Origin of the sequence: Pseudomonas sp. CFBP13509 (assembly GCF_005233485.1) — a bacterium.
Classification (GTDB): Bacteria; Pseudomonadota; Gammaproteobacteria; order Pseudomonadales; family Pseudomonadaceae; genus Aquipseudomonas; species Aquipseudomonas marginalis.
Genome location: NZ_QGAA01000004.1, coordinates 211,061 through 234,943 on the forward strand (window position 1 = coordinate 211,061; position 23,883 = coordinate 234,943).

Consider the following 23,883-nt stretch of genomic DNA (forward strand, 5'->3'; position numbering starts at 1 on the left):
CAGCGTTAAAAGACATCCTACGTGGATTTGGTGCGTATTTCCCCGCTCTCGTTATTGTCATGAGTGAACTGGATTCCCGGCTGCGAAGTGCGAGGATAGCCAGAATCGTATCCGGCGCCGAGCACCCTCCATGCAGGAAAAGACTACAGGCACGACCAGCAAGCTAAGGGCCGTGGATGTAATAAGTCCGCCGATCACGGCTACAGCCATTGGCTGCCGGAAGCTCGCATCGGCACCCAACCCCAAACCTATCGGCAGCATTCCGGCGATCATGGCGAGGGTCGTCATTACGATAGGGCGCGCGCGTTTGTGGCAAGCATCAAGCAATGCGGTATTCAGTCTCATTCCCTGTTCACGCATCGTCACAATCGTGTACTCGACAAGCAAAATAGAATTTTTGGTCACGATGCCCATGAGCATGATCAGTCCAATCATGGAGGGGATATCCAGTTCACTTCCCGCCAGAAGCAGCCCGATAAAGGCACCGCCCAATGACAAAGGGATTGCCGAAAGAATGGTAAATGGATGAAGAAAATCTTTGAAAAGCAGCACCAGGACACAGTAAACGCACACGACACCGATGAGGATGGCCATACCAAATCCCCGGCCTAACTCTTCCATGAGTTCGGCGTCATCTGCCTGGATAACGTGCACACTGGACGGCATGGCTCGTGCCGACGGCAACGCCAGGGTGTCAGCCAACGCCTGACCCAGCGGTGTTCCGCCCAGTTCGGCGCTGATGGTCACGTAACGGCGCCGGTCGTAGCGTTCAATCTGTGCCGGGCCACTGCTTACGTTGATGTGTGCAACGCTGGCCAGCGGTACAAGTCCTTCGCGTGCGCGCACCCTGAGATCGCCCAGGGCTTTTAGATCTTGCTGAACAGAGTCAGGCACTCGTGTGCGTATGTAAACCTGTCGGTTGTCGAGATTGAGCCTCGCAAGTTGTGAGTCTGTATCGCCAGCCGTAGCAATTCGCACCGTCTCTCCTATGGAGGCGGTGCTCACGCCCTGTTCAGCAGCGCGCAATAGATCGGGCCGAACGGTGATTTCCGGGCGCTCCAGGCTCGCCGTGGAACTGACGTTGGACAGCCCCTTTACGCCTCTGAGTTCCGACTCAAGACCCTGAGCCCCGGCTTTGAGCGCTACCGCGTCATCACTGCTCAAAATGATCGACATCTGTTCGCCGATGTTGCCACTGCCGACAGTGAAGCGAGCGCCCGGCACATTTTGTAAGGCGATGCGCATGGTGTTTTCAATAGACGTCTGATCGCCACGTTCACCCCTTGGCATTAGAGTGATGTCCAGGGTTCCTCTGCGCACGTCGCCACCCTGCAAATCATCACTGTCTGCCTGTGCCGCGCCGACGGTAGATAAGACGCGCAGGATTCCAGGCAACGCGGCCATGTGAATGCGGGCGGCTTCGGCTGCCGTAAGCGTGTCCTGTAATGCGCTGCCAGGGGGAAGCTCAATGCTGACTGTCGTGTATCCGCGATCAGAGGCCGGCATCAAACCCGTTGGCAAATAGCGCACCAGGGCCAAAGAACCGCCCATGAACGCGAACGTTAATACCAGTGTGGTTCCGCGATGCGTCAGGCACCATTGCGCCAAGCGCAGATAGGTGCCCATCACACGACCATCCACCGCTGTTTTGGATGCTTCAGTACCCATAGGGTGTGGTTTCAGCCAATGCACGGCCATCATTGGCGTAATCAGTCGAGCAACCAGCAACGAAGCAAGAACTGCCACCACGGCCGTCCAGCCAAACTCCCGAAAGAACAGGCCTGGTACTCCGCCCATCATTGCGGTGGGTAGAAACACCACGACTAGCGCCATAGTGGTGGCAATCACCGCGAGCGCAATCTCCGTGACGGCATCGGCTGTTGCTTCACCCATGGGCTTGCCCATGCGGGCGTGGCGTTCAATGTTTTCCACTTCCACGATGGCATCGTCCACCAGAATCCCGACTATCACCGCGAGCGCCAGCAGACTCACCGTGTTCAGCGAGAAGCCGAACCACGCCATCGCGGCGAACGTTGGAAGGATCGAAAGCGGTAGGGCTGACGCGGCCACCAGCATCGCACGCCAGTCTCGCAGAAACAGCCAGACCACCAGCACGGCGAGAATCGCGCCCTCGTAGAGCATGTACAGCGAGCCCTTGAATTGCTCTTGCGTGTAGTCCACGCTGTTTGTCATCAGGGTCGCGTGCATACCCGGTCGCGCTTGTTGCAATTGTGCCAGCGCCGACTCGACCCCGGCGGCTATGCGCGTAACATCCTGGCCCTTGGCCGGGTAGATCCGAAAACCAACAACGGGCTTTCCATCCAGCAGTGCGATCTGACTACGCTCAGCAACGGTATCAGTGACAGTTGCCAGTTGATCGAGTCGTAGCGATCGCCCGTCCGCCAGTGCAATCGGCAGCGCCGATAATTCCGCAGCCTGGCCGACCAGCGAAATAGTGCGCACCGCTTGCTCACCGCCACCGAGCTTGCCGCGACCTCCTGAGCTTTGCTGCTGAACACTGCCCAAAGCGAGAGATACTTCACCGACAGTAGCGGCGTGCGCGATGAGAAGCGCCGGGTCAAGCGTCACCCGGACTTCCCGCGTCACGCCTCCGATACGCTCAAAGCGACCAACCCCTTTCACACCCAGGATCGTTTTGGCCACGGTGTCGTCAACAAACCATGACAGAGCTTCTTCGTCCATGGTCGGTATAGCAATTGCGTAGGTCTGAATCGACTCACTGCTGGCACGCGCCGCACTGATCGCAGGCTGCAGCAGGTCGCTGGGCAAGTCCGAGCGCACTCGATCAACGGCATCCTTGGTTTCAATCAATGCGTCGGAGACAGGCTTGCCTAGCTCAAACTCCACCGATATGTTCACGTTGCCGTCGGTGACTAGGGTCCGAATATGCTTGATTCTATCGAGAGTCGCCAGAGAGTCTTCGACTTTGCGCGCCACCTCGGTTTCAAGTTGAGCAGGTGCCGCACCGGGCTGTGAGAGCTCGATGCGAACGGCTGGCATATCCACGTCGGGTAGATCCTGAATCGGTAACGCCCACAGTCCCCATATGCCCGCCAGCGTGAGCAGTGCGAACAGCAGGATGGAAGGAATGGGGTTGCGGATGGACCATGTGGCCAGGTTCATTGTGATGCCCTCTGCGCAGTCGCAGCGGTCGGAATGACAATATCGGGTGCTTTGACGACCCGCACGCGGTCGCCATCGTTCAGGAAGCCGGCGCCTTGCACCAGCACCCGGTCGCCATCGGTTAGTCCCTGCAAAATCTCAACATCCTGAGCCTGGCGACGGCCGACCTTTACGGCCTGGAGAGACGCTTTCATCACACCTTCCTGCGTAGTAAGCCTGAATACATGACTGCGCCCATCCCGGATAACTACGCTGCTTGCGGGCACCACTTCTGCATGCTCCTGTGCCACCACTATGCGTCCCTGTGCATACATGCCCGCGCGCGCTGTACTGCCAGGGATGATGTCCGCGTACACCATCGCCAGACGCGTTTGCGGATCCAGTGACGGCGCCATTTGCCGCACCTTTGCCTTGGCGATCTGACCATCAGGTAGTTCTAGCGTCACCCACTGCCCTTGCTCAACCTGGTTCAGTTGCGACGCGGTGAGTTCACCCCGCCATTCGAGCCGGTGTTGACGGATCAGCCGGAACAACTCCTCGCCGACTGTGCTGACGGAGCCTATCGTTGCGCTGCGGTCGCTGATGACGCCATCGTCAGGTGAGAGCACCGTGGCGTACCCCAGTTGTAATTTCCGCGCGTCCAACTGAGCCTGGCTCAGTTCAACTTGTGCCACTGCCGTTTCGGCGTGTGTAACCGCCTGCGACACCTCCTGCTGGCTCATGCCGCCGTCTGTCTTGAGTTGGAGGGCGCGGTCACGATTGGAAATGGCTTGTTTCGCTTGTGCCTTGGCTTGTCTGAATGCTGCGTGCAGTTGTGCGACGTCTGTATGAAGGAACTCCGTTTCGAAACGAGCCAGCACTTGACCGCGGTGCACGGCATCACCCGGGCCGACGAGAATCTCCGTGAGTCGAATCCCGCCGACCTGCACTCCGATAATAGCCTCCTGCCATGGCGCGATGGCCCCTGAAGCATCCAGTTGCACTGGCCATTCAACTCGGCTTACTGCTGCATCAGTAACGGTAAGCGCCGCGGCAGCGCCCTCAACGGGGTCACCAGTCTGAGTGTCCGTAGGATGCCGCGCCAACCACCGCAGGGGCACAACAGCCAGTACGATCAAAAGAATGACAGCCCCAATAAACGTCGGGCGTCGAAGATTGCCCGGTGGTCGACCGTCATGCGGCGCACTGGTTTTCCCGGTCATAAAAGGACAGGCTCTTTAGTTTGTGTATGGAGCGCGGGCCGCCATCATGGACTGATCAACAGCGCGGCACTTTGGGCTAGATGCCACGTTGTGACCTGTCCCAACTGGAGCGGCATTGACGGGCACAGTGCATCAGAAACTCCTGGAGAGAGCGAAAATGACTGAACCCTCACCATCGGTGTCGGCTTCAATAAGCGGGCTGTCGCTTATGTCGTTGGGCAGAAACTTGTATTGCACTGAGCTCATGAAGTGCCAGTTCTCACCGATCGGGTGGGTGTAGGTCAGACCCAGCTCGGGAATAGTGGCGGCGCCAGGCTTGTAATCAACAACGCCTCGCGAAACCTCGTCTTTCAGGGTGCCGTAGTAGTAATTAGCCATATCCTTCGAGAGGTAGCTAACGCTGATGCTAGGTTCAAGGTTGCCGCGACCGACGTTAAATTCATAGCCGTACTTGGCGGACAGCTCGAATCCGTCGCTGGCGCCGGTTGCATCGGCTTTTGCAGTCAGCTCCAGCTTGCCAGCCACACTACGCCATTCGGCAGAAAGGCCAATGTCCACACCATTATCACGATCATCTAGTAGGTCTCGATCAATGCCGTTGCGGGCCAGGTCCTTTCTTCCAAAGTCCTTGGCATCTATCCCGTCAGTGCGCAGCGAGGCGATGGCGTTCAGCTCGAAGAAATCGTTGCGGATCAGGTGGGCGCCGCCGGTCGTGGCCCGGATAAAGAAGCGCTCACCTTCATAGTGAATCAATGGCAACGGTGTGATTTTTGTTCCTTCACCGGCGTAGGGGCTTTCCGATATTCCCACGGCCAGCCCGAGACCCCACGTAGAAGAATCTGCCGGTGATGCCGTCTGCGCGGCAGCGAACGTTGGCAAGGTAAGTAAGCAGGCGAAGACTGAGTATTTTGTGTTCATCATTGAACCAGAGTGCTGAACGGTTTCAGGAAATGGAGTACGGCACGCCATGGCTGGAGAGCGTGCGCCATGCTGTGTTTGCCTCCAGAGTCGAAGCCATAGAAGCGTACCGTCGCTATGTCGCGACAATGTCGTGACTGTGGGGGATGAATCACAGGACTATCAGCGTTGGCATGGGCGTGAGATTGATGAATCATTAGAATGATCATGCGTGTTCATATTTTTCGAGATGTTTATCAGGATGCAGAGGTATTTCTTCGATTTTCTCCATTAATAATCGCGGATTCTGGCCTCTGTTTTTGGTGCTTTCAGGTATTGCAGGCGATTCAGGCTTGACTGAGATTGATCATGTGTGTTCAATTTGCTTGAATTTCTAGATCGGAATTTGGATGCTCCGCCGCCCGTGAGCAAGATAGTTGGGGCTGGATTGCGACAGCAGAACAATCTGATAGACGTTTGGCTAGATGCGTCGCTTTTGAAGCAGATGGCCGTTTTCACCTACTCCAACAAAAACCAGGGATCAGTTAATGCTCCAGCGCACTTTGATTACGAACGCCAATCTGCTAACCATGGCTGAAACGGCCCCTATTTCGGGATTGGCGGAGATTCTGGTTGAGGACGGTCGTATTGCGGCGATCGGAACCGACCTGGGTATTTCAGGAGTGCCGATGATCGATGCTCGGGGGGCTATTGTGATGCCCGGCATGATCGACACGCATCGCCACGTTTGGCAGTCGTTGCTTCGCGCTCAATTGGGCGATGGCACTTTGTACGACTATATGGCCAAGCTCAGATACGGATTCGCTCCGCACTTCACCGCGGAGGATGCTGAGTTAGGTAACTATGCCGGAGCCCTGGACGCGCTCAACTCCGGTGTGACGACGGTTGTCGATCATTCCCATCTTGTCGCCACGCCGGATCATGCGGATGCGCTGCTCTCGGGGCTGGAGGCTGCGGGTATACGGGCGGTTTTCTGCTATGGGTTGGCAGATGTCTGCGATGCGGGAAAACCTGTCGATGCGGCGCGAACGTTCACCACGACCTGGCGGCACAGAGATGCCGAGCGATTTCGTGCGAGTCGTCTTTCGGCCAGTGACGGATTGATTCGCTTTGGACTGGGCGCGAGCGAGTTCCTTTTTGCGCCCCTTCACTTTACAGAAGCGGAAGTGCGACTTGCCCGAAATCTGGACGCACACCGATATTCAATTCATGTCGCCAATGGGCCTTTCGCCCGCGGGACACGCTATGTCACTCGTATGCTCTCCAAAGGCCTGGTGGATGATCGAACACTCTTCGTCCACGGAAATGTGCTCACAAAAGACGACTTATCCCGCATAGCGTCGCTAGGTGCCACGCTTTCCGTCACTCCTGAAAGTGAGATGCAGATGGGCATGGGAACGCCTGTATGGCCACTTGCCAGAGAGTTGGGTGTTCCTTGTGGCTTGGGAGCAGATATTGTTTCTGGAGGTTCGGGAGATATCTTCACCCAAATGCGCCTGGCCCTTGCAGCAGGCAGAATGGCCGCCAACGACAGGCTGGGTGCCCGCCGGATCATGCCCGAACGCTTGGCCTTGACTGCGGAGGCTGCATTGCGAGCGGTCACCATTGAAGGCGCTCGTGTCGCGGGCCTGGAAAATGAAGTGGGGAGTATTGAGGTCGGTAAGAAAGCGGATCTGATTTTCCTGCGAACGGATAGCACGCATATGGCTCCTGTTCTTGATCCAATAAAAGCCGTTGTTATGCAGGCCAGTGTTGCAGATGTCGATACGGTGATGGTTGAGGGGCGAGTGCTCAAGTCGAATGGGAGCCTGGTGGCAGTGGATCAACAGGCGCTTGCATTAAGGTTGCACAGTGCAGCGCAAAGAATTGTTTCAGCCGTAACGACTCAGGATCTCAAGGATGCCTACGACTTTGTGCGTCTTGCGTTCCCGCTCGATGCCAGCTCGGCATTTGCCGCACGTTTTGCCGGATGGGCTTTGCGAATGCCCGGCTTGGATAAAGTGGTGTTCAACATGATGTTGGCGCAATCGGATTCGGCACGCAGAACCACGCTCAAAAAATAAAGCTTGAGCGGTTTGCAAGATGCTATGCGTAAAGGGTGCCTGCGTTGAATGCGTCCTTCAAAAACGGATAAAAATTAAGCGTTTCGTATTTTTTCGTGGCAGAGAGAAATCATGAGTAACAGCATGAAATGCGCGGTAGTTCGCGAGTATGGATCGGCCTCTGAGGTTTTGAAGATCGAGAGCTTACCTGTGCCGGATGTAGGTCCGGACGAGGTCCTAGTTCGGCAGTACGCCACTTCTGTTAATCCTATCGATTGTCGCGTGCGCGAAGGGTACGGCCGGGTCGTATTTACCAAAATGAGGGGGTTCGGACTTCCACTCGTTCTGGGGCGAGACGTCTCTGGAGAAGTGCTCAAGATCGGCACAAAAGTGAAGAGTTTGGCAGTGCGCGATGCTGTGTACGGAATCTCCAGCACTAAATCGAGCGGTGCGTATTCACAGTATGTAGTTGCCAAATCCACAGAAGTCGTACGTAAGCCGGTATCGCTTTCGTATGAGGAAGCGGCGTCATTTCCCTACGTGGTTTGTACAGTATGGGATGCGCTTGTCGTGGAGGCGGGGCTGAATGCGAGCAATGCCAAGGGGAAGCAGGTTTTCGTCCAGGGGGGCGCAGGTGGAATAGGCTCTTTTGCAATTCAGTTGCTCAAGTCCTGGGGCGCGCATGTTGCCACTACATGCAACAAAACTCAGATGGAGAGTGTGCGTGCGCTCGGAGCTGACGTGATAATCGACTACGAACTAGAAGACTATGCCGCAAGCCTCTCAGGCTATGACGTGGCCTTGGAAACAGTGGGTGGAGCACTTGAAGAGAGGACGTTGAATATCCTAAATAAAGAGGGAACGGGGGTATTTGTGACGATCATTCATCCGTTACTGAAAACGTTTGATGAGTATGGCCTGTTAAAGGGCGCAATAAAAAACTTTGTTCTCTTTCAAAAGCACAAAAGGTACGCAAAAAAAATAGGGGTGCATCGTTATTACTGGGCGACCTTCAAACCCAATGAAAGCGCGATGCTCGAACTAAATGCTCGCGTAGGCTCGGGTGACATTCGCCCTCACATTGGTCGCGTATTTAAGCTGGATGAAATCGTGGCTGCTCAGCAGTGTTGCGAGCAGGGAAAGTCAAACGGGAAAATCATTGTGAAAATCGAATAGAGGAGGAGTCCATCGGCGGCTCATGAGTGTTGTCGTGTGACAGGTGGAGGCTGAAATGAAAATAATAAAGCGCTGTCTCTTTGGTTCGGCAGTAGTTGTGGTTGCGGTTGTTGTTGGCAGTGCAGGTTTGGCAAATCTTGCTGGAGTGCCCGCCATTCATGACGGTTTTTTCAAGATGGGTATGCCCGCCTGGGTTGGATATTTTATTGGCGTATGCGAAATGTTCGGGGCTTTTGGTTTGATCATCCGTCCTTTGCGCGCACTGTCGGCTCTTGGTATTGCTATCATCATGCTCGGAGCCATCTACTACCATGTCACTTATACTCCTTTGGTCCAGGCCGTGCCGGCTGTTTTTCTTGCGATACTTTGTGTGTACCTGTCTTTTAGGTTGCGTGCTGAGCTTCTTAAGTTTGGCTCCGTCGTACAGAAGGGCATTCGAATCAACGACCCCACCTCCGGGAACTCTATCGAAGTCAAGGCTCGGAGGCGCGCGCTATGACGCTCTCGATTCTGAAAATAGGACATGCAGGTGAGCCACAGTACCGTGGTACCAATCATTTTGCTCGCTTGGTAATATCGCCTGAAAATGCCGTGGAAAATAGTCCATTCCTGCTGATGGCTGAGGACTGGTTTGCACCACCGGCGGGATTTCCGACTCACCCGCATCGAGGCATGGAGACGGTCACCTTTGTTGTTGATGGGCAGTTGCTGCATGAGGACCATACCGGTGCAAGTGGAACGCTAAGCGCTGGCGCTGTGGAGTTCATGACGGCGGGGGCAGGGGTTTTTCATAGCGAAATGCCTGGCCCGCACGGAGTCCATAGTTTGCAACTGTGGTTGAATCTTCCAGCTAGCCTCAAATCAATCCCTGCCAGGTATTCCGACCTTGATCAGGCGAATGCGCCGGTGTATCGCGAGGCTGGAGTTGAAGCTCGTGTCTATGCTGGCTCGTTAGGGGATGTCCATATGCCGTATGGATCAACCTGGCCGATTACCCTGATAGATCTGAAGCTTGATGCAGGCATTACCTTTGACCTGCCAGTTCCTGCGGAACAGCGGGTATTTGTATATCTTCTGGCTGGTGATGCTTTGCTGGGTATTGAGGAGCAGCAGGTAACTACCGGACACGTGGCGTGGACAAGCATTCCACCTGCCGATCAACTGTCCACGCTCAGAGTAAGCGCACGAACCTCGTTGCGCCTTTTAATGTACGCAAGCTGCATTATCAATGAGCCGATTGTGCTAGGAGGGCCGTTCGTCATGAATACCGAACAGGAAATTACCCAAGCATTTATGGATATAAATTCCGGACATTTTGTGAAGTCTTAATTGGCCTGAGTAGTTAAAAGGCTGGTCCTGTCCGGATGTGTAAAAAAGGAGCGCGCTTTTGTCTGTCTTCGTCCCCTGAGGTTTGTGTTTTAAGTTTTAACTTGATTTATAACCTGTAGATTTGAACTATGGTTGCATCATGAGTTGCTTTTCCGAGGTGTTCGGTTGTCCAGTATTGGCTCGCCTCTTTCAGCCGGCGCTCATGGGTACTACAACAATCTCTTGAATTTTTGACCATTACCACAATAATAAGAGCTCAAAATGAACAACAAAAACCACTCCAAGCAGTTACCTCTTTCGGTTGATGTAATAGTGGTCGGCAATGGTCCGGTAGGGGCTACACTTGCCGCGTTACTGGGACGATACGGCATCAAGGCGCTTGTTCTGGACAAGTCCCATGATGTACTGCTTATGCCTCGGGCCATTGCGCTGGATAACGAGGCCCTTCGCATACTGCAGCTCGCAGGATTAGCTGAAGATGCCTTTGAAAAGATTGTTATTCCGGAAGTGCGAATGCGTTCAACGGTGATTGGCCAATTTTCTCGTGCCAACACCAGCGGCAGCCTCGACGGACATCCCAAGCTCGTCACCTTCTACCAGCCCGACCTTGAGCATGCGATGCGGGCGCAGTATGCCAGCTTTGAGTCTGTCACAAGCCTGGGAGGCATGGAACTGGAAGGGCTCGTCGAGGAGGAGGGTGGTGTGACAGCGTCAATAATGGGTGACGACGGTCAAACCCACCGGGTCCATACTAAGTACCTTGTAGGTGCAGATGGAGCTAGCTCTAAAGTCAGGACGTTGATCGGTCAGGATTTTCAAGGCTGCACATACGCCGAGGATTGGCTCATTGTCGATGCCTGTGACCGTCTTCAAACAGCTATCAATCATGTTGAGTTTTTATGCGATCCGCAACGGCCGACTCCCCATATGCCTGCCCCGGGAGGGCGAGAGCGTTGGGAGTTCATGCTGCAACCTGGAGAAAAACGCGAAGATATGGAAAACGCCGAGAATGTCGCCAAACTACTGGCGCGCTGGTCTCCTGCTAAAGAGGTGAAAATCGAGCGCAAGGCGGTCTATCGTTTCCATGCACGCTGCTGCCAGAGCTTTCAAAAAGGCCGGGTGTTTCTCGTCGGCGACGCTGCTCATATCACCCCACCTTTTGTTGGTCAGGGTTTGGTCGCCGGTCTTCGTGACGTGGCCAATCTGGCTTGGAAGTTGACCTGGGTGCTTCGCGGTCAGGCTTCAAATGCAGTGCTTAATTCCTACGATTTAGAGCGTCGGCCTCATGCCCAGAAAATGATCAATATGGCCAAGTTCATGGGGCGCCTGGTGATGCCACGCAATAAGATTGCAGCCTTTTTTATACATGGGGTGATGCGATCTCTGACACTGACGCCGACCACCCGAAGATTTTTTGAAGAGCTGGACATCAAACCGAAGAATATTTTCAAAAACGGTCTCTTTTTGCGCCACCGCCGTGGCGACAAGTTGGTTCGCGGCGGCCTGTTTCCTCAAGCCTGGGTGCGTGACTCCAAACAACACACACGATTAAGTGACGACAGCCTAGGGGACGGTCTTACCCTGATCGGATTTGGTGTGGATCCAAGAGCGGTCCTGGACCAGCACCATAGAGATCTATGGGCCTCGGTGGGAGGTGACTTTTTACAAATCTGCCCTCATGGTCAATGTCGAGAAAACACCCCGAATTTTCTTGAGGACCTCAATAATGCTTTTTTGCCCTTGGCGGTCAAAGGTACGTTAGTAGTCGTGCGTCCCGATCGGATTATCATGCATCACGGCCCAGGCGATCAGGGCGCAAAGCTGATTCAGGAGTGTGTTGGTATGCTTGGTAATATTCCGGGCTCCAATATTGAGAACCTTTCAAGTCGCATGAATGAATCCGCTCGATTAAGCGTCTGAGATTTTTTTCTCGTCTCAATTGCGATGGCAGCCGAGTTTTCGGATGCCATCCGGCGCACTTTTAGAGGGGCGAACTGCCGACGTACACGATGCCCGTCATCTGTTCCAGCGTGTCCCGATGAGTTTCTGAGCCGTTAGGGCGTGAGCGATCATGAGACTGCCCCCCTCCCCACGCAAGACATGAGGGTTTCCTGCACGGTGGATTAGCGTAATTACAGGTCTGCATTGAGCGGCGCGGGGGGGGGGGCTTAAACATCTTTTGGGCGAGGGCATTGTTCAAGAATGAGCAATGCCAGGCATCTGCAACACTTATGGATACCCTAAGAAGAGCTACGGATATCGAGCGGGTCCAGCGAACCACCCGCCTCGCGTAACATAGCCAACCGCGCACCTTCTTGGGCGGTTAAAGCATAGAGCTGTTCCGGATTGGCAGCGCTTAGTTTCAACGCCATTGCCTCGATGCCTTCGGCAATCGGAATTGCCGATTTTCGTTCGGCCAGGCCGGTCAGAATCAGCTTAGCGGCCACCGTCACATCCATGCCGTTTTCGATATTCGGGTCGGAGTACCCACGTGCACTGCCATCGCCGGCTAACGCATTGACGGCCAAATCGGTGCGTAACGAGCCTGGCAGAATTACGCTGACGGTAATACCGTAGGCTTGTTCTACCTCGGCGCGGATGGTATCGAAGTAACCGATCACTGCGTGCTTGGCTCCCGAGTAGCCGCTTCGCAGTGGCGTGCCGACCTTGCCTGCGACCGAGCTGACCACTGCAAGGTGCCCGGCTTTACGCGCGACCATTTTCGGCAGCAACAATTGGGTTAGCGCCAGGGGGGCCATGTAATCGACTTCGATCAGTTGCCGATACACATCTAGATGAGTGTCAAGTGCCAGGCTGCGCTGGCTGATCCCTGCATTGTTGATCAGCATGTCAATTCGGCCGCTCCACGCCCAGGCGCGTTCGACAATATTGGGCAGGGCAGGGTAGTTAGTACTTTCGAAGGGAAGAATAAAGCAGTGTTCTGGAGCTTGGGCGGCCACGCGCTCAAGTTCCTCGACCCTGCGACCAGAAAGAATTACTTTGGCGCCTTGTTGTAAAAACGCATTCGTCAGCGCTTCGCCGATGCCCGATGATGCGCCGGTTATCCAGATAATTTGGTTTTCGAACGACATAAGTTTCTCCGTTATTCTTATATATGCGGAAGCTGCGGCATAAGCTATAAGCTTGTGCGACCGATTATATGGCTTGCGAGGGCGGCACGATGAGCTTTTCGATTAAAGGGAATTAATTTTAACTGCTTATGAAATTACACGTCAGCACTATTCTAGATGCTACGAATGCCGTATTCAGCGCGTTTATGTTGGGGTGGTTATCTGTAACTGAGGCTCATGGACTTTTCGTAGTGGTGCGCAAATTTTCATTGGTTGGCATGACGCGCATAAGGTTTGATTAATTTTTCAATTGCTGGACAAGGGCGCCAATAGGTTTTTTTAGTGTACGTTCCCATTTGTGTAAAGTAGTTTCGGATTCATGAACCGGCGCCAATATCGGAACCTCCCCCTTCGTTGCATAACGAGGAAATAATCCCAGCGCGTTACCGCGATCGATACCCTGCTGTTGTCGTGGACTCCACAATAATGACCTGCTTATTCCTTTTATCTCATCGGCGACTGTCTCGGATCGCACTAAAGAAAAGCCGCTACCGTATAAGAGCTGCGTCGGCTCGACTAACTCCTTGAGTACCGCCATAGGGCCAGGGTAGGTCGTCAAAGCCGTATCGAAGTAAAAGCGCCTTAGATAGGTCATCACGCCTTGAGGAACGGCGTCGCTAAATTCTGGCAGGACATTCGCAAGCGAGATTCGCCACGCTGCATAAGGAAGAAATCCACCACCGTTGGAGAGAATCCAATTGATATGGGGGTATCGCTCCAGCGTGCCTGTAAAAATCAGATTGAGTGCCGCTCGCGTTGTATCGCAATCCAGTTCCAGACCAAACTGCGGCCTCTCGAGCAGCAGTTGGGAGCTGCTTGGGTGCAGATTTGGCGACAGAAAAACACTGGCGTGACGGCTATCCAGTTCTGCCATCAATTCATCAAATCGCGGATCGCCAAGAAATACCCCATCATTGCTGCCCATCAACGAAACGCCGTCAGCGTGCAAAGTATCGAGAACGTACGTGGCTTCGACGCAAGCACTTTCAGTGGCGGGTAGGGGTAGCACGGCAAACGATCCAAAACGACCAGGATGAACCGCAGCCATCTTGGCCGCGAACTCATTACAGCTTCGTGCAAGCTCGGCTGCGGAGCGATCATTTCCGAAATAGACGCCCGGAGCCATTAGGGAAGTGATAGCGGTATGAATGCCCTGACTGTCCATCAGCGCCACTGATTGCTCTACCGTCCATTTGGGTAGCGGTGTACCTGTAAGCTTGTCTAATCCCTTGCGCGTTAAAGCGTCAAGGAATACGGGTGGCACTATATGATGGTGCACATCGATACGTCCTACGGGCGTGGCTACATCAGTCGTCGGCAAGGACTTCTGCGTGGTCATGTCGGCAACAACCACATGCTCAGGTGCGGTTGTAGCGAGCATCGTTGCGCCGGCGAGTAGACCTGCGCTGGCTATAAATTCTCGGCGTTTCATGGCAACCTCAAAGGTTAAAAGGTAGAAGTGACTAAAGATTGGGTTAGCGATCGCGCATACGTTCCGCCAGCGCAGCCATCGGTTTGGTCAGCCCGCGCTTGATCCGACTGGACAACGATTCCTCCTCATAGATGGGGCTCGCCTGAGTCACTTCACCCGCTCTCTGATACTGCGCAAACAGCCGCAATGCATTACCGCGATTGATGGCGTAGAGTTCATCGGCTGACCAAAGCGGGTTTTCGTCCAGCGTCTGACATTGCAAGCTGGTTACAGGAGCAGGTGCGAATGGAAAGTCACTGCCAAACAGTATGTGCCCGGGCTCAACCAATTGTTTCAGGGCTGCCATCGAATAGCTCGACGGTGATAAAGCGGTGTCAAAATAAAATCTACGAATGTAGGAGAGCATCCCGTGGGGCAGCTTTTCCTGAAGTTGAGGTGTCGCATTGAACAGCGATACGCGCCAGGCGACATAGGGTAAGAAACCGCCACCATGAGCCAGTACCCAGCGAATTCGCGGGTACTTCTCCAAGGTTCCGTTAACGATCAGATTCACTGCACCGCGAGTAGTGTCACAGAGGAACTCGATTAAAAAACCGGGTGTTTTAAAACCCAGCTGTTCACTGCTCTTGTGAAGATTGGGATGCACGAAAACCACGGCACTCCGATCGTCGAGCTCGCTCATTAACTCATCAAAGCGCGGGTCGCCGAGAAAAAAACCATCGGTGCTGCCGAAGAGCACTACACCTTCTGCCTTGAGCACATCCAACGAATAAATCGCCTCGTTGCAGGCGGCTTCTGTGAACGGCATAGGCAGCACCGCAAAATTACCAAATCTCTCAGGGTAATCATCACGCATTGTTGCCGCGTATTCGTTACAAGCTCGAGCCAAAGCTAGTGCCGGCCTTACGCCGTTACCGAGGTGCACTCCCGGTGTGGAAATAGAGGTTATGGCGCGTTGGATGCCATTCATATCCATCACATCAATGGATTTTTCAGGCGTCCACTTGGGCAGCAACGCTCCCGCGTGCCGTTCCATCCCTTTGCTGTAGATCGCCTCTTGATAGGCGGGAGGAACGAGGTGGTGGTGGAGGTCAATACGACCTTGTTTGATCGTCATTATTATTATTCCGAATGAGGGCTTGAATAGAACTGGATATAACATAGTGAAATTGGACAGGGCGGATCGATTCTGAACACATTTGTTCATTTGTGTCAAACGGCTCAGCTTCGGGCTGTCCATGGCCCTCGCTGGTACAGCTTCCTTTTGATTTTTTATCTGCAGAAAGCGGCGGCGCAAGGTGAGAACTGATCATGCGTGTTCATTTTTTTTGCAGATAGATGCTCGAAAAAAGGTGATCATCCTCCTGAAGGCACAAAACAAGACCAATATTCATAAGGCTCAACGGGCTTTTTGAGGGCCGGGCTCTGTGTGGATGGAAAAAACACTGTTGACGAAAATTGATCGCGAGTGTTCAATTGGGTCATTGATAGTTGGAGATTGAGTATGGAATCCCTGAGTCCGACACAGCGTCGCATTCACCAAGCAGCTTTTCGCTTGTTTGTTGAGAAAGGTACCGCGCAAATCAATATTCTCGACCTGGCGCGAGAGGCAGGCGTGGCGCGTGGGACTGTCTATAGCCACATTGAAAGCATGGACAGCTTGTTTGAAGCCGTTGCCAGTTATCTCGGACGGGAAATGCACGAACGCGTACGAAGAAGCGTTGACATGCTTGCGGATCCTGCTCAGGGCCTGGCTTACGGCATTCGCTTTTTTATTCGTCGAGCTCATGAGGAGCCGCAGTGGGGAGCATTCCTGCATCGGTTTGCCACCAGTAATGCTTCGTTACGGGAGATGTTTTCGAGTCAAGCGATGACCGACCTTTTGAGAGGCCTGTCCAGCGGGCGGTACAACTTCCGACAGGAGCAATTGCTGAGCGTCGTAACGCTGATTTCCAACAGCGTGCTGGGTTCGATTTTTCTGGTGCTCGAGGGGCATCGGACATGGCGTGACGCGGGTGCAGATAATGCAGAGCTTGTGCTAAGAGCGTTAGGTCTGCCCCCCGTAGAGGCGCGAGAGTTGGCGACGAGCGAATTACCAGCCCTGCCTTCTCTCTAATAAGGGCGTAATCACAGTCGATTGATTGACATCCCTCTAGCCGAGGGATGAGGGCGAAGCCTTGCCCGGAGAATTACGGAGAATAAGAATAATGAGTAGCACAAACGTTACGCCCTTTTTATCGACACACCAGCCCGCCCGGCATCCGCAACCAACAGTCAAGGCTCAAGGCCTGGCGCACCTTATTTTTGAACGGCCAGCGCTTGATGAAGCGGCACGCTTTCTGACGGACTTCGGGCTGATCGTCATTGAACAATCCGCCGATACGCTCTATCTGCGCGGCACCGAACCGATGGCTTACTGTTATCGGATTCATCGGGCAAAACAAGCACGCTTCATCGGCATTGGATTGAAAGTCCTGACCCTTGAGGACCTGAACCGACTTGCGCAGATACCCGGCGCTTCGGCAGTCGAAAATATCGCGCATCCAGGCGGCGGGAAATGCGTACGGCTGACCGATCCTTCAGGTTTCATCGTCGAGGCCGTTTGCGCTCAGAGCTATAGCAAGGCGCTTGAGCACAGACCTGCTCTGGCACTCAATCTGGCGCTGGAGCATGCTCGGATCAACGTCGCTCAGCGGCCACCCCTCGGCCCGCCGGAAGTACTCAGGCTCGGTCACGTCGTGATCGAGGTGGCTGACTATCAAGCCACGTGTGCCTGGTACACCCGACATTTCGGTTTAATTCCAAGCGACGTGCAAGTGCTGCCTGATGGCTCACCCATCGTCTCTTTTTTGCGTCTGGATCTTGGACAACAGCCTGCCGATCACCACACCCTTGCGATCGCGCAAGGATTCATGGCCGGTTACAGCCATAGTGCGTTTGAGGTCGTTGATGCTGACGCGGTTGGCATGGGGCAGCGTGTTCTGGAAGAAAAAGGCTGGACTCATGCGTGGGGAATCGGGCGCCACATTCTGGGAAGCCAAATTTTTGATTATTGGCAAGATCCTTGGGGTGACAAGCACGAGCATTATTGTGATGGGGACGTCTTTACGTCTGCTCATCCAACCGGGACCCACGCGGTGAGTGCCGAGGCGATGGCGCAATGGGGCCAGCGCATGCCCAAAAGCTTCACCAGACCCCGGATAAGCCTCGCCAGTCTGCGCATTCTTGTTCGTAGTCTCAGGCGGAGTCCGGACGTCACGCTGCGCAAACTCAGAAGCCTTATGCGGTTGTTCGGCTAGGGGCGGTCGTTGCCGCGTGTTCCTTCTTTTACAACATTACCGACACCCATCCAGAACAATCATTACGTTCAAGCGCGACGTAGCGCCGACCCATCGAAGCTCAGGAGTACCGTCAATGTCAGTTGTACATGTTGTCCGCTTCTCTTATCGCAATGACATCCATTGGGGCGTGGTACGCCAGGGTCTTATTACGGTTATTACGGGTAGCTTTGAAACGACCGGTGATTTTATTCGCAATAACAACATTGATGATCTTGCTTTAACAAAGGGAACAGAGTTGGTCCTAAGCGACGTGCAGTTGCTATCACCGATTACCCGAAATCAGCAGTTTGTTTGTCAGGGCGCCAATTATCGGCAGCACATGATTGAGTCAGGGATGGACCCTGACGTGAAGAAATACAACATGATCTTCACCAAGGCGACCAGCTGTATTGTGCCGGCGGACAACGACCTGATCAAACCGCGCGAGGTGCGTTTTCTCGATTATGAGATTGAGCTCGGGCTGGTCATGCGCAGCGATATCAGCAGCAAGGTCAAGGTCGACGAAAGCAACCTGCATCAGTTCATTGCAGGCGTGGTGATCGTCAACGATTACTCGGCGCGCGACATCCAGATTCCACAGATGCAGTTCTACAAAGGCAAAAGCTTTCGTACGTTCGGTCCAGTGGGGCCGTACCTCTGCCTGCTGCCCCCGGAAAAAATGGCTTACCTGAAAAATTTGCAGTTACGTCTGACGGTGAATGGTGAGGTGCGTCAGAGTGATTCAACCGCAAACCTGGTGTTTGGTCCGGCGGAGACGCTCAGCGAGTTGTCAGGTATCCAGGACCTTGCAGCGGGCGACCTGATAGCTACTGGTACGCCCGCAGGGTGTGCGTTGACCGTACCGTCACCGGCCAAGCAGCGCATCGCGGCGTTACTGCCCGAAGCCACCAAATGGAAAATGTTCCTCAAGGCACAGGAGGGCCGTTCTCAATACCTCAAGGCTGGCGACCTCGTCGAAGCAAGCATCCGCAGCACCGATGGTGTGGTTGACCTGGGCGTGCAACGCAATCGTGTGGTGGAGCAAATCTGATGCCAATACGAGACTTTGCCGACATACAGGTTGTGGAATCTGTGCCACTGGCCGAGCGTAATCTCGCTCCGAGCACATATGAGGCACTGCGGCGCAGCGCGGAAAGTCATCCGCAAGCGACCGCGTTGAGTTTTTTCCTTGATGCCGCAGACTTCGCCCATACCCATGACTGGAGCTACGCCGAGCTCTTCGCCGACATCACCCGTGCGGCCAATGCCTTCCACGATTTAGGTGTTGTGCCGGGCGAGGTGATCGCGTTTGTCCTGCCTAATCTGCCGGAAACTCACTTCACTATTTGGGGGGGGGAGGCTGCAGGCATTGTCATGGCGATCAATCCGCTGCTTGAGGTGCCGCAAGTTATTGATCTCTTGCGCGCTGCTCGTGCCAGGGTCGTGGTGGCACTGGCCCCCGGACCTGGCAACGATCTCTGGCCTAGGTTAGCCGGTCAGCTCAATACCTTGCATGACCTGAAGCACATCGTGTGGGTGAGCCTGGAACCCTACGTTAATCATGAAAGGGGGGCTGCTCTGCGCAGCATCGCCTTGCACGAGAAAAGCTTGCACAAAGATGTCGTGATTCATACTGACCTGCGCACATTGATGCTGGCGCAACCGGATGACACCCTCAAAAGCGGTCGGCAGATAGGTCAGGACGAAGTTTCTTCTTATTTCTGCACTGGGGGCACCACAGGCCTTCCGAAGATTGCTGCGCGCACTCACGGTTCGGAAGTTTTCAATGCCTGGGCAATGGCCACTCACATGCAACCGCGTGACATTGGTCAGATTGTTTTCTGTGGGCTGCCTCTGTTTCATGTCAACGGTCAATTGGTCACCGGGTTGATGCCCTGGACTAAAGGCGACCGAGTCATTCTCGGCACCCCTCAGGGGTATCGTGGGCCGAGGGTCGTAGAGCGGTTCTGGAGCATGGTTGAGCATTTTCATGTCAATTTTTTCTCCGGGGTACCTACTTTCTACGCTGCATTGCTGCAGCAAGACTCACAGGATCATGACCTGTCCAGTCTCAGCTACGCCTTGTGCGGCGCCGCACCGATGCCGGTCGAGCTTTTCCGTGAATTTGAGCGTCGGATTGGCGTGCGCTTGCTCGAAGGATATGGCCTTACAGAAGGCGCTTGTGTTTCTTCGGTCAACCCTCCACTGGGCGATCGGCGCATTGGCTCGATTGGTTTGCGTCTGGTTTATCAGGATATGCGCGCAGTCGTGTTGGACTCGAATGGCCAGTACGAACGTGATGCTGACTTGGAAGAAGTCGGGGTGATTGCAATACAGGGGCCCAATATATTCAACGGTTACCTGGAACATAGCCATAACCAAGGCGTGTGGATTGATATAGGCGGTAAGCGGTGGCTGAACACAGGTGATTTGGGGCGCCAGGACGCTCAAGGTTATTTCTGGCTTACAGGCCGCAGAAAGGAACTGATTATTAGGGGGGGGCACAACATTGATCCCAAGCAAATCGAAGAAGCGCTGCAGGCACACCCGGCCGTTGCGTTGGTGGCTGCTGTAGGTAGCCCGGATGCATATGCTGGCGAGGTTCCGGTTGCTTACGTGCAGTTGCTTCCCGGGCAGGTCTGCACTGTTGAGGCACTACTGGAATTCGCTGGACGACACATCAGTGAGCGCGCCGCAGTACCCAAGCGCATCGAGTTGTTGGAAGCACTGCCGTTGACACCGGTGGGTAAAATTTTCAAGCCAGCCTTGCAGCAGCGTGAAATTTCCCAAGTGATTCTCAACGAGGCAAAGGCGGCAGGATTAGACGGGGTAACGGTGCATGTTCTACAAGACAGCCGCCTTGGCATCGTCGCGCGTATCAACGCCGGAGCCGAGCGCGAACAGCTGGAGCGGTTAATCGGTCGCTATAGCTTTAAAGTTGATTGGGCCTAATAGACTTTCTTAAGTTAACAACTTTCGGTTTGCCATGGCCGACTGGGTTGATTTTCCTGTATCGCTTTGAACTTGTTTTGCTTTGTCGTGGGCGTTTTCAGCCGGCGATAATAAAAGCTGTGCGTGTAATTCATCAAAAATAAGAGAGGCCGTTAAATGAAGAGAGTGCGTATGCCATTGAAGTTATACCGGGTGCGTAAGACATCGATGACGAACATTGTGTTGCTCGAGTGATATCAAGCGTGCGTGATTGATCTGGAGGACATACGGGGTTTTCTATTCAGTGCTCATCAGGAACTCAAATAATGATAAAAATAAAAATCAAAACCAAAACCATGCTTGGCATCGTTGCCACACTTGCTTCTTCGCCATTATTCGCAGGTGGTTTTGCCATCAACGAAACCAGCGTCAGCGCAATGGGGACAGGGCATGCAGGGCGATCCTCTTCTGCCATTGATGCGAGCACTGTCCAAACAAATCCTGCCGGCATGTCTCGTCTGAAAAACGAACAAGTCAGTGCCGGGGTTGCTGTCATTGATGCCAAAACAGACACCAGTGATACGCGCAGTACTTTTGGCGGCAAAGAAGGTGGCGATGTGGTTCCTATTGGCCTTGCGCCGATGGGGTATTACGTAAAGCCCATTGATGAACACTGGGCGGTTGGTTTCGGCGTATATGTACCATTTGGGTTGATCACGGACTACGGGAGTGACTTCGCGGGCCGTTACTTTGCTAACAAAAGCAAAGTAGAGATTATTACCTTTCAGCCTACCGTCAGCTATGCCTTCAACGATAAGGTATCTATCGGCTTCGGCCCAACCATCAATCGAGTCGCCGGCGAACTGTCCTCGCAAGTACCCAACATCGTCACCCCAGGAAGCAATGACGGCAAGATCAAGGTCAACGGTACCGACACGGCCCTTGGTTTTAATGCCGGTGTGTTGATACAAGCTACTGATAGCACCCGTTTGGGCCTGACCTATCACTCCAAGGTGAGTTATCGCCTGGAAGGGGATACTAAAGTTTCCGGTGGCACGTTCAGCCTGCTGAATGTTAGCGGTCAACATTATAATGCTGAACTTGAACTGGACACTCCGGAGTCAGTGGATTTCTCGCTCACGCATAAGCTCAACGACGACTGGACAGTCTATGCGGGCAGCACCTGGACGCGTTGGAGCCGCTTTAAAGAAGTTACTGTCGAGAGCAGCGGCGTCAGTCCGAGTCTCGGTGGTTCATTGGACGCGGTGACTGAAGAACAGAATTGGCACGATACCTGGGCTCATGCCATCGGTGCTGCATATCAGTTGAATAAGGAATGGGTATTGCGTACTGGTTTATCGGTCGATCAATCACCCACTGACAATGCCCATCGTTCCGCACGTTTTCCGACTGGTGATCGTCGGGCCATAAGCTTCGGTGCTGGCTGGACGCCAGTGAGTAACCTGACCATTGACTTTGCTTACTCCTATCTTAAAGAAGAAACCGTCAAGGTCAGTGCAGTTTCGGCATCTAGTGGCGTGTATAACTCTACGTACAGCAACAGCGGCAGCGGATTTGCTACTTCGCTTACCTACCGTTTTTAATATTCGGTGAACTTGTTATTTAAAATGACATGGCGACAAAACCAGTCTTCGTGCTAGAGAGATTTCATGAAGGCTGGTTTTCAATTCTGTCCGATTAAAGCCAAGTGCTGTCCGAACACTACGTTCCGCAAGACCGCTGCTTCCATAAAGCTGCGCGTGATACGGCTCTGCGAATCGCCGCGACGGCGCACTACGTGCGCTCTCGCCATAAACGTAACAAGATCGAAATGCTGTTTGTCCACCTCAAGCGAATCCTGAAATTGGATCGCCTGAGACTACGTGGAATTAGTGGCACGACTGATAAGTTCATTGGCCGCTGCGGTGCAGAACCTGGGACGACTGGTCAAATTTCAAGGGCCACCGGACCCGGGATAGCAGCGTCCGCACTAAGCAAAAATCTCAAGCCAGCCCAATAACAGAGCAGCAAAGGTCAACGAAGAGTCGAGAAACCACTCAATTTGGTAAGTAGGTTCTCCGGATAGTAATCACGCCTAAGTTCAGGCCAGCTAAAAACCGCCTTTTCAGCAGAGTCGAGCTCAACCTATTGCTCTCGTGAGCCTGAAAGTACCACTACTGGATAGACGCGTTAACGTGATCCTAGGTAGTCAGCAGCCGGCGCACCTATTTCTTGAAGTTTCACAGGACTTCGATAGATGGGCAGCAAGAGGAGAAGCATTGTGCCCATATCTGTTGAAGCGCAACTGCCACATCATTTCTGCATAGCTCAGCAACCCGACCAGGATATTGGTCAAACATATGCGGAACACCTGGATAGACGTGGAGCTCGGTGGCCACGCCTGCGCGCGATAGCTTCAAGGCGAAGTCCACGTCTTCCTCCAGAAAAAGATCCAGGGCCCCGACTACAATAAAGCTGCGTGGCAATCCCTGAAGATCAGGCGCAAGCGCGGCGGAAAACAGAAAATCCTCTCCATCGCCAAGGGCGTACGACCCTTGCAGGCATCGCCAGCAAAACTGGTTTGCTCGTCGCCCCCAATTCAACGTACCGGTGGTGGGGTTCTCGGTGGGGGCTGCCGGCGAGCCGGTTCTGTGATCGAGCATCGGGTAAATCATGACCAGACCCGCCACGGAATATTCGCGCCGTTCGCGAACCAACAGGGCCAACGACGCAGCCAGTCCACCGCCGGCACTGTGGCCCATGATGACGACTTTTTTCGGATCAAGCCCCAGCGTAGGTCCCTGCCGCAACAGCCAGGCGAGCGCGGTGTAGCAATCCTGCAGCGGAGCGGGAAACGGATGCTCCGGAGCCAGTCGGTAATCGACTGCGACGATGACTGCTTGGGATTCCTCAGCGAGCGCGGCGAGGTAGTCGTCATTCATTTCCGGACTGCCCAGTACGAAGCCTCCGCCATGCAGGTACAAAATAGCCGGGAGTACCTTGGCCTCCGGCATGGGCCTTGGACGGTAAATGCACAAGCGCACACCGCCCGAGCCGGTCCAGCGTTGCTCTGCGCAGCACATCTCGGGTGTCTTGGCGTTGGCGCTGATCCGGCCTCGGATGGCGGGGAGCGTGGCGAGCGTCCACTCAGTGGAAGGCTCTGCGAAGAAAAACGCGTAATCGGGATCCAGCAGGGTGTCAGCGTTCAAGGCGTGTTTCCTCCATGCCAAGGGTCTGATTCAGCCCCTGCAGGTGTAA

17 protein-coding genes and 1 pseudogene are annotated in these 23,883 nt (G+C 54.1%); 11 read left to right on the forward strand and 7 right to left on the reverse strand.

Annotated features, from left to right (window positions below; all coding sequences use genetic code 11):
* Positions 1–57 precede the first annotated feature (57 nt).
* The 3 genes from PspCFBP13509_RS08850 to PspCFBP13509_RS08860 form a co-directional block, all read right to left on the reverse strand.
* Complete coding sequence (locus PspCFBP13509_RS08850) at positions 58–3,144, reverse strand: efflux RND transporter permease subunit (protein WP_137211888.1); 3,087 nt, start codon at positions 3,142–3,144, stop codon at positions 58–60.
* Entirely contained in the window at positions 3,141–4,346 is a 1,206-nt protein-coding gene (locus tag PspCFBP13509_RS08855) for an efflux RND transporter periplasmic adaptor subunit (RefSeq protein WP_137211889.1), read from the reverse strand. Before PspCFBP13509_RS08855 ends, PspCFBP13509_RS08850 begins: the two co-directional genes overlap by 4 nt.
* Before the next feature lie 132 nt (positions 4,347–4,478).
* Positions 4,479–5,264 (reverse strand): MipA/OmpV family protein, encoded by a 786-nt coding sequence (locus PspCFBP13509_RS08860; protein WP_137211890.1) that lies wholly within the window; start codon positions 5,262–5,264, stop codon positions 4,479–4,481.
* A 527-nt stretch (positions 5,265–5,791) separates the two neighbouring features.
* Here PspCFBP13509_RS08860 and PspCFBP13509_RS08865 point away from each other — a divergent pair.
* The 5 genes from PspCFBP13509_RS08865 to PspCFBP13509_RS08885 all read left to right on the forward strand — a co-directional run bounded on the left by PspCFBP13509_RS08865 (position 5,792) and on the right by PspCFBP13509_RS08885 (position 11,731).
* Positions 5,792–7,327, forward strand: a complete 1,536-nt coding sequence (locus PspCFBP13509_RS08865; protein WP_137211891.1) for an amidohydrolase family protein — start codon at positions 5,792–5,794, stop codon at positions 7,325–7,327.
* A 111-nt stretch (positions 7,328–7,438) separates the two neighbouring features.
* Positions 7,439–8,482, forward strand: a complete 1,044-nt coding sequence (locus PspCFBP13509_RS08870) for a zinc-binding dehydrogenase (RefSeq protein ID WP_137211892.1) — start codon at positions 7,439–7,441, stop codon at positions 8,480–8,482.
* A 55-nt stretch (positions 8,483–8,537) separates the two neighbouring features.
* Positions 8,538–8,981, forward strand: coding sequence for a DoxX family protein (locus PspCFBP13509_RS08875; protein WP_137211893.1), 444 nt, complete (start codon positions 8,538–8,540; stop codon positions 8,979–8,981).
* Complete coding sequence (locus PspCFBP13509_RS08880; RefSeq protein ID WP_137211894.1) at positions 8,978–9,811, forward strand: pirin family protein; 834 nt, start codon at positions 8,978–8,980, stop codon at positions 9,809–9,811. Before PspCFBP13509_RS08875 ends, PspCFBP13509_RS08880 begins: the two co-directional genes overlap by 4 nt.
* Positions 9,812–10,072: 261 nt before the next feature.
* Complete coding sequence (locus PspCFBP13509_RS08885; RefSeq protein WP_137211895.1) at positions 10,073–11,731, forward strand: bifunctional 3-(3-hydroxy-phenyl)propionate/3-hydroxycinnamic acid hydroxylase; 1,659 nt, start codon at positions 10,073–10,075, stop codon at positions 11,729–11,731.
* Between the two features lie 320 nt (positions 11,732–12,051).
* On the opposite strand, the gene PspCFBP13509_RS08890 is transcribed toward PspCFBP13509_RS08885, so the two are convergent.
* The 3 genes from PspCFBP13509_RS08890 to PspCFBP13509_RS08900 form a co-directional block, all read right to left on the reverse strand.
* Positions 12,052–12,903, reverse strand: a complete 852-nt coding sequence (locus tag PspCFBP13509_RS08890; RefSeq protein ID WP_137211896.1) for an SDR family NAD(P)-dependent oxidoreductase — start codon at positions 12,901–12,903, stop codon at positions 12,052–12,054.
* A gap of 277 nt (positions 12,904–13,180) precedes the next feature.
* Positions 13,181–14,374, reverse strand: coding sequence for an amidohydrolase family protein (locus tag PspCFBP13509_RS08895; RefSeq protein ID WP_242001060.1), 1,194 nt, complete (start codon positions 14,372–14,374; stop codon positions 13,181–13,183).
* A gap of 43 nt (positions 14,375–14,417) precedes the next feature.
* Positions 14,418–15,491: an amidohydrolase family protein gene (locus PspCFBP13509_RS08900; RefSeq protein ID WP_137211897.1), complete on the reverse strand. Its 1,074-nt coding sequence runs from the start codon at positions 15,489–15,491 to the stop codon at positions 14,418–14,420.
* A 387-nt stretch (positions 15,492–15,878) separates the two neighbouring features.
* Between PspCFBP13509_RS08900 and PspCFBP13509_RS08905 the strand changes: the two genes are divergently transcribed.
* The 6 genes and pseudogenes from PspCFBP13509_RS08905 to PspCFBP13509_RS31700 form a co-directional block, all read left to right on the forward strand.
* The gene (locus tag PspCFBP13509_RS08905) at positions 15,879–16,490 is read left to right on the forward strand and encodes a TetR/AcrR family transcriptional regulator (protein ID WP_137211898.1); all 612 of its coding nucleotides are present in this window, start codon (positions 15,879–15,881) and stop codon (positions 16,488–16,490) included.
* Between the two features lie 91 nt (positions 16,491–16,581).
* On the forward strand, positions 16,582–17,673 hold the full coding sequence (locus tag PspCFBP13509_RS08910; RefSeq protein WP_137211899.1) for a VOC family protein: 1,092 nt from the start codon (positions 16,582–16,584) through the stop codon (positions 17,671–17,673).
* 115 nt (positions 17,674–17,788) lie between these two features.
* The gene (locus PspCFBP13509_RS08915) at positions 17,789–18,745 is read left to right on the forward strand and encodes a fumarylacetoacetate hydrolase family protein (RefSeq protein ID WP_137211900.1); all 957 of its coding nucleotides are present in this window, start codon (positions 17,789–17,791) and stop codon (positions 18,743–18,745) included.
* Complete coding sequence (locus PspCFBP13509_RS08920) at positions 18,745–20,646, forward strand: acyl-CoA synthetase (RefSeq protein ID WP_137211901.1); 1,902 nt, start codon at positions 18,745–18,747, stop codon at positions 20,644–20,646. Before PspCFBP13509_RS08915 ends, PspCFBP13509_RS08920 begins: the two co-directional genes overlap by 1 nt.
* Before the next feature lie 305 nt (positions 20,647–20,951).
* Positions 20,952–22,229 (forward strand): OmpP1/FadL family transporter, encoded by a 1,278-nt coding sequence (locus PspCFBP13509_RS08925; RefSeq protein ID WP_137211902.1) that lies wholly within the window; start codon positions 20,952–20,954, stop codon positions 22,227–22,229.
* 87 nt (positions 22,230–22,316) lie between these two features.
* A pseudogene (locus PspCFBP13509_RS31700) lies at positions 22,317–22,604 on the forward strand (transposase); the annotation flags it as partial.
* A 261-nt stretch (positions 22,605–22,865) separates the two neighbouring features.
* Here PspCFBP13509_RS31700 and PspCFBP13509_RS08935 read toward each other — a convergent pair.
* The gene (locus tag PspCFBP13509_RS08935) at positions 22,866–23,834 is read right to left on the reverse strand and encodes an alpha/beta hydrolase (RefSeq protein WP_137211903.1); all 969 of its coding nucleotides are present in this window, start codon (positions 23,832–23,834) and stop codon (positions 22,866–22,868) included.
* Positions 23,835–23,883: the final 49 nt, after the last annotated feature.